General features: G+C 71.9%; 5 protein-coding genes. 4 read left to right on the top strand and 1 reads right to left on the bottom strand.

Annotated elements, in window-relative coordinates; all coding sequences use genetic code 11:
* The 4 genes from GCN81_RS16495 to GCN81_RS16480 all read left to right on the top strand — a co-directional run.
* Nucleotides 1–969 (top strand): acyl-CoA carboxylase subunit beta (locus tag GCN81_RS16495; protein ID WP_325065110.1); only part of this gene is annotated, 969 nt, incomplete at its 5' end.
* Nucleotides 970–983: 14 nt separating this feature from the next.
* Complete coding sequence (locus tag GCN81_RS16490) at nucleotides 984–1202, top strand: acyl-CoA carboxylase epsilon subunit (protein WP_156725389.1); 219 nt, start codon at nucleotides 984–986, stop codon at nucleotides 1200–1202.
* A gap of 130 nt (nucleotides 1203–1332) precedes the next feature.
* Nucleotides 1333–4362 carry an AfsR/SARP family transcriptional regulator gene (locus GCN81_RS32750; protein WP_267904592.1) on the top strand — a complete coding sequence of 1010 codons (3030 nt, stop codon included), beginning with the start codon at nucleotides 1333–1335 and terminating at the stop codon, nucleotides 4360–4362.
* Between the two features lie 358 nt (nucleotides 4363–4720).
* Entirely contained in the window at nucleotides 4721–6691 is a 1971-nt protein-coding gene (locus GCN81_RS16480; protein ID WP_156725387.1) for an AfsR/SARP family transcriptional regulator, read from the top strand.
* 87 nt (nucleotides 6692–6778) lie between these two features.
* On the opposite strand, the gene GCN81_RS16475 is transcribed toward GCN81_RS16480, so the two are convergent.
* Nucleotides 6779–7018 carry a DUF6269 family protein gene (locus GCN81_RS16475; protein WP_267904591.1) on the bottom strand — a complete coding sequence of 80 codons (240 nt, stop codon included), beginning with the start codon at nucleotides 7016–7018 and terminating at the stop codon, nucleotides 6779–6781.
* Nucleotides 7019–7039: the final 21 nt, after the last annotated feature.

Below are 7039 nucleotides of genomic sequence, written 5' to 3'. Positions count from 1 at the left end.
ACCGGTCCGGACGTCGTCAAGGCGGTCACCGGCGAGGAGATCACCCAGAACGGTCTCGGCGGCGCCGACGTCCACGCCGGGACCTCGGGCGTCGCGCACTTCGCGTACGACGACGAGGAGACCTGCCTCGCCGAAGTCCGCTACCTCCTCGCCATGCTCCCGCAGAACAACAACGAGATGCCGCCCCGTTCCGCCACCGATGACCCGGCCGACCGAGCCTGTCCGCGGCTGCGGGATCTGGTCCCCGCCGACGGCTCCCGCCCCTACGACATGCGCGATGTCATCACGGAGATCGTCGACGACGGGGAACACCTGGAAGTGCACGAACGCTGGGCGACCAGCGTCCTGTGCACCCTGGCCCGGCTGGACGGCCAGGTCGTCGGCATCGTCGCCAACCAGCCCCAGTCGATGGCGGGCGTCCTGGACATCCACTCCTCGGAAAAGGCGGCGCGGTTCGTCCAGCTCTGCGACGCCTTCAACATCCCGCTCGTCACGCTGGTCGATGTGCCCGGCTTCCTGCCCGGTGTCGACCAGGAGCACGGCGGGATCATCCGGCACGGCGCCAAACTGCTCTACGCCTACTGCAACGCCACCGTGCCACGGATCTCGCTGATCCTGCGCAAGGCCTACGGAGGCGCGTACATCGTCATGGACTCGCAGTCCATCGGCGCCGACCTCACCTACGCCTGGCCGACCAACGAGATCGCCGTGATGGGCGCCGAAGGCGCCGCGAACGTCATCTTCCGCCGCCAGATCGCGGCCGCCGACGACCCCGACTCGACGCGTACGCAGCTCGTCAAGGAGTACAAGGCCGAGCTGATGCACCCCTACTACGCGGCCGAACGCGGCCTCGTCGACGACGTGATCGACCCCGCTGACACCCGCTCCCTGCTGGTCGCCGCACTGGCCATGCTGCGGTCGAAGCACGCTTCGCTCCCCGCTCGCAAGCACGGCAACCCCCCGACGTGAGAAGGAGCTCACTCATGAGCGCACTCGAAGGCCCGCTGGGGCCCTCGCTGTTGAGGGTCATCGAGGGGAAGCCGACTCCGGAGGAGCTCGCCGCGGTGGCGATGGTCCTCATGGCCGCCTCCCTACGCGCCAGCCAGCCAACTGACCCCGACGCGGGCATGACCGTGCCCGCACGGTGGCAGCGGGCGGGAGTCACCAGCTCACTGCCGGGTTCCTGGATGGCCAGGAGCTGAGATTGGCAGCTTCCTGCCATCCTCGTTCGGGATGGTCAGGGATGTCCGCTATTCAGTCATGAGCGGCATACGTCAGGCCCGGGGGGTACGAGTGCGGCCGCGGCCGGAGTCAGGAGGCAGCGTGCTTCAGGTGGTGTTCCGAATCCTGGGGCCGTTGGATATCAGCGCCGACTCACGACCCATCCCCCTGCAAGGCGCCCGGCAGCGCGCCATCATGGCACTGCTGCTGCTCTCGCCGGACCGTGTCGTGTCGGTGGACACACTCGCTGACGGCGTCTGGAACGGCACCCCGCCGGCCACGGCCCGCAACCAGATCGCGATCTGCGTCTCCGCGCTGCGCAAGACCTTCAAGCGGACCGTCGGCGTCGACGACCTGTTGGTCACCAGCCACCCCGGATATCTGCTGGCCTCCGGCGAACACCGCATTGACGCCGTCGAGTTCGAGGAACGGGTCGCCCAGGGGCGGGAGGCCGCCCGGCGCGGCAGGCTGGACGAGGCCTGCGCCGCCTTCGAGGAAGCGCTCGGCATGTGGCGGGGCCCGGCCCTGGAAGGCGTCACCGCCGAACGCGTCGAGCGGGAGGCCGCCCGGCTCACCGAGCTACGCCTTGACGCGTACGAGGAGTTCACCGGGCTCCGTCTGGAGCTCGGCCACCACCAGGACCTGGTCGGTGAACTCTCCACGTTCATCCGGGAACACCCGCTGCGGGAACAGTCGATCGGCCATCTCATGCTGGCCTACTACCGTTCCGGCCGCCGCGCCGAGGCCCTGGAGACCTACCGCGACGGCCATCGCACCCTCTCCGACGAACTCGGCATCTCGCCGGGCCCCGCCCTCCAGGAACTGCACGACGCCATCCTCAACGACCTGCCGAAGCTCAACCCGCCCCCGCCACGGGAATCCCTCCCCCCGCCCTCCGGCGGTCCAGCCCAACTACCGCCGGACGTCGGATCCTTCACCGGCCGCAAGCAGGCGCTGACTGTCCTGGACCGGCTGCTCGACCACGTCGGCGGGAATGTCCTGCCCGTCGGTTCCATCACCGGCGTCGGCGGCGTCGGCAAGACGGCCCTCGCGGTGCACTGGGCACGGCAGGTCGCCGGGCGCTTCCCGGACGGCCAGTTCTTCGTCGACATGCGCGGCTACGCCGAGCAGGAGCCGCGCCAAGCCAGCGCCGTACTCGACCGGTTGCTGCGGTCCCTGGGCATCCAGGGCCCGCAGATACCCGTCGACCAGCACGAGCGCACGGCGTTGTTCCGCAGTGTGCTGGAGGGCCGCCAGGTCCTGATCGTGCTCGACAACGCCCGCTCCTTCCGGCAGATCCGCCCGCTGCTGCCCGACCACGGCCGCTGCTGCGTCCTGGTCACCAGCCGGGACCCGATGGGTGGCGCGCTCGCGGGCGACTACGCCTACGTACCGCTGGCGCTCGGCACGTTCGAGCAGGACGAGGCCACCGCGCTGCTGTCCCGGATCCTCGGCGACGACCGGATCTCCGCCGACCCGGTCGGCGTCACCCGGCTCAGCGAGCTGTGCGACCGGCTGCCACTCGCCCTGCGCATCGCGGCCGCCCGGCTCGCCGCCAAACCGCACTGGTCGGTCCGTACCCTCACCGCGCGCCTGGAGGACCAGCACCGCAGACTCGACGAACTCAGCATGGACGACCACGGAGTACGGGCTGGACTGCGGCTCAGCTACCGCGATCTGCCGCACGCCGCCGCCCGGATGTTCCGGCTGCTCGGGATGGTCGACGCGCCGGACTTCGCGGCCTGGGCCGGTGCGGCGCTGCTCGATATCGACCCGGTCGACGCCGAGGACCTGATCGAGCAGCTGGTGGACGTCCAGCTCCTGGAACCGCTGAGCACCTCACTCGGCCCGGTGCGGTACCGCTTCCAGAACCTGCTGCGGCTCTTCGCCCGGGAGTGCGCGCTCGCCGAGGAGAGCGCGGAAGAACGACGCGTGGCGGCGCGCCGGGCCTACGGCGCCTGGCTCAGCCTCGCGAGCGAGGCGCACCGTCGGATCTACGGCGGCGACTACACCCTCATCCACGGTCCGGCACCGCTGCACCCGCTCCCGGACCACCTGGTCGAGCACCTCCTGGACGACCCCATGGAGTGGTTCGAGAGCGAGCGCCCGGCGATCACCGCCCTGGTCGAGCAGGCTGCCCGCGACGGCGAAGCCGCGTACGCCTGGGATCTGACGATGACCAGCGTCACCCTCTTCCAGAACCGCAACTACCTGGAGGACTGGCGGCATTGCGGGGAGCAGGCCCTGCGAGCGGCGATCCGCGGCCAGGACGAGCTGGGGGAGGCGGCGATGCTGCACTCGCTGGGCACGCTGGAGATCATTCAGTGGGAGCACGACGCGGCCCTCGCCCGGCTCGGCCCGGCCCTGGAGCTTTTTGAGCGGCTGGACCAGGCCGAGGGGCGTGCGCTGGTGCTCCGGAATCTGGCGTTCTGCGAAGGCCACCGTGGTGATCCGGAGCAGGCCAGGCAGTACGGGCACCGGGCGCTGGAGGATTTCCGTATCGCCGGTGATCGGTATGCGGAGGCGCACCTGCTGGTCCTCCTCGCGCAGATCGAGCTGGAGCGAGGCGAGCCCGAGGAGGCCGTACGGCTGGCCAGCGAGGCAGTCGCCAGGAACCGCAGGCTGGGCAGTGACCGGGGTCTGGCGCAGAGCACGGTCCGGCTGGCGGACGCGCTGGTGCACCTGGGGGACGGGGCGGGGGCGGAGACGGCCTGCCGGGACGCGCTGGAGCTGGTGCGGGCCAGTGCTGACCGCCGCGGGGAGGCCCATACGCTGCGGGTGCTGGGCGAGGCACTGTGGTGCCGGGGCGAGCTGGCCGAGGCGGAGGCGGTGCTCCGCGAGGGGCTGCTGACCGCGAGCAAGGTGCCGGATCAGTTCCTGGAAGGCCGGGTGAGCCTGGTCCTGGGATCTCTGGCGGCGCTGCGGGCGGACTGGGCGGGCGCGGCCGGGCTGTTCACGGACGCGGGTCGCCTCTTCGCCGAGCTGGGAACGACGCGTTGGGCGGAGCGGACGCAGTGCCTGCTGGCGGTGCTCGAGCGTGCTCAAGCTGGCGCGCGAGACGCGGGCACCGGCATGGGTGAAGACGGGGGCGCGGGCGAATCGGATCTGTCAGCGCGGACGTTCGCGCTCCTGCGGGGCTGAGGACCGGCCGCGCCCTGGGCGCTGTCGTCACGGTGCCCGCCGCCGCTACGTCCAGGGATCGTCCTCGACCGTCCTGGCCAGTACCGAGGGTGTCAGCGGCCGTGTTCCCAGAGCCTGCACGGTGTCCTCCTTGGGTGCCGGGCCCGGCGGCCGGGGCTGTGTCCGGCGCCGGTGTCGCCCACTTTCTGCGGCGTGCCGTGGACGCTAACAGCGCCTTCTTTTCCGGCTGTTTCGAATCTCTTTCGCGGCCACGAAATCACTTCGACATCGATCCGAGGTCGGGAAATAAGTGCAGGTCAATAGCGTGCGCTAGACCTGGGACGCGGCTGGCGCGGTCTGGTGGGGACGGGAGCACCTGATGGATTTCACGATCCTCGGGCCGGTGTCGGCCAAGCGCGACGGCGCCGAGGTCGCCCTGGACGGCAGCAAGCAGCGTACGGTGCTGGCGGCCCTGTTGCTGGCCGACGGACGCGTACTGCCGGACGAGCGGCTGACCACACTGCTGTGGGGCTGGGACCCGCCCGCGACCAGCACCAACCAGCTGTACACGTACGTCTCGCGGCTGCGGACCCGCGTCGGCCCCGGGCCGCGCCTGGAACGCCACGGCCTCGGCTACCGGCTGGACATCGGCGACGCGCGCTTTGACTGGGCCCGGTTCCGCCCGCTGGCCGAAGCCGGGCGGACCGCGCTGGCCGATGGCCGGTACGAGGACGCCGACCGCCTGCTCACCGAGGCCCTGGCCCTGTGGCGCGGCCCCGCGCTGTCCGGTGCCACCGCGTACCTCGCCGAGCGGGAGGCGCACCACTTGGAGGAGGCGCGGCTCTCCGCTCTGGAGAACCAGGCCGAGGCGGCGTTGGCGCTGGGCCGCCACCACGACGCCGTTCCCGAGCTGACCCGGCTGGTGTCGGGGTATCCGGTACGGGAGCGGCTGCGCGGCCAGCTGATGACGGCGCTGTTCCGGTGCGGCCGTCAGGCCGACGCGCTCGCCGCGTACGAGGAAGGCCGCCGGGTACTCGCGGATGACCTCGGCATCGACCCGGGAAGCGCGCTGCGCGACCTGCACCAGTCGATCCTCACCAGCACCCTGCCCGGCGCGCCTGCCGTGGAGCGGGCCCGCGCGGTCACGACGGACACGACGGGCACGACGGGCACGACGGAGGCGGGGGCAACGGCGGGCCTGGCGCTGGGGGGTACGGCACCGCTCGGCCCTCTGCGCGCGGTATCGCCCGCCGCCCAGGCCGCCGATCCGTCCGCCACCGCGTCCGCAGCCCCCGTTCACCGGCTGCCCGTGAACGGCTGGCAGCAGTCCGGGCCGCTGCCCGCGCTGCTGCCAGCCGCGCCCGCCGACTTCACCGGCCGGGACACCGAGTCGGACGCGATCCGGTCCGCACTCGCCGACGGCCGGGGCGTGGTGATCCTCGGCGCGCCCGGTACGGGCGCGTCCGCGCTGGCCCTACGGGCGGCCCACCTCGCCCGTACTGACTTCCCCGACGGCCAGCTCTACGCCGACCTGCGCACCCCCGACGGCGCCCCGCGCGACCCGGCGGAGGTACTCGGCTGGTTTCTGCGGGCCCTGGGCGCCGACCCCGCACGGCTGCCCGCCCCACTGGAGGAGCGCGCCCAGCTCTACCGCACCCTGCTGTCGGGCCGCCGGATGGCCGTCGTACTCGACAACGCCGCCGACGACGTCCAGGTACGCCCGCTGCTTCCCGGGTGCGGACAGGTGCGCACCCTCGTCACGGGCGGCGGCGACCGGCTCGCGCTGCTCGAAGGCACCCGGCTGATCCGGATCGGACCACTGGCCCCCGACGAGGCGCGCGGGATGCTGGCCGCCGTCGCCGGCGCGCAGCGGGTCGCCGCCGAGCCCGAAGCGACTGCCCGGGTCGCGGAGTTGTGCGACCGGCTGCCGCTGGCGCTGCGGATCGCGGCGGCCCGCCTCGCGGCACACCCTCAGTGGCCGATCGCCCGCCTCGCCGCACGGCTCGCTCCCGAGCACCGTCGGCTGCGCGAGCTGAGGCTCGGCAGCTTCGACGTACGGGCGACACTGGCCCGAACGCTGCGGCCGCTGGACGCCTCCACGCGGTCAACTCTGCGCGCGCTGGCCCTCGTTGAATCGCCGTACCTGACCGCGCCGTCGGTGGCCGATTCGCTGGGGATGACCATCGACGACGCCGAGGAGGTGCTCGAACGGCTGCTGGACGCCCGGCTGTTGGAGTCCGATGGAGTCGGCGCCGACTCCGACTCCATCGACTCCTGGCCGGGCTACCGCTTCACCCCTCTGGTCCGCCTCTTCGCACGGGAACAGTCCCCGCTGCTCGCCGCCGCCTGAGGCTCTCAGGCCGTCCACCGTTAGCGCGTTCTCCGAGGCCGGCCGCTCACGCGGCCGGCCTTGCCCCGTTGGCCGCGCCCGGGGACGTCAGCCGCAGCCCCCGGCGTGCCCACCGTCCAGGCCGTACTCCGGAAGCGGGTCAAGGACGCGGGAACCCGGTGCGGACAGCTCCGTCAGCTGGTCCGCGCACTCGACCAGCACCTCCTGCCAGGGAATGTGGGACTGCCGCAGAGCCATTTCCTGATCGGCCTCCATTTTGCTCTCGACCTGATTCATGACTTCCAGCGGGTGAGGCACCACTTCCGTCTCGTGGGCTCGCTCACTCATCATGACCTCCTGTGTCGGCGT

It is taken from the genome of Streptomyces apocyni (assembly GCF_009739465.1).
GTDB classification, from domain to species: domain Bacteria; phylum Actinomycetota; class Actinomycetes; order Streptomycetales; family Streptomycetaceae; genus Streptomyces; species Streptomyces apocyni.
Note: the sequence above shows the minus strand (reverse complement) of the source record. Positions and strands in the feature narration are given on the sequence as shown.

What these genes read in the sequence shown, in the direction of transcription:
- GCN81_RS16480 (WP_156725387.1), top strand. Translation starts at nt 4,721, where the DNA reads ATGGATTTCACGATCCTCGGGCCGGTGTCGGCCAAGCGCGACGGCGCC.
- GCN81_RS16490 (WP_156725389.1), top strand. Translation starts at nt 984, where the DNA reads ATGAGCGCACTCGAAGGCCCGCTGGGGCCCTCGCTGTTGAGGGTCATC.
- GCN81_RS16475 (WP_267904591.1), bottom strand. Translation starts at nt 7,018, where the DNA reads ATGAGTGAGCGAGCCCACGAGACGGAAGTGGTGCCTCACCCGCTGGAA.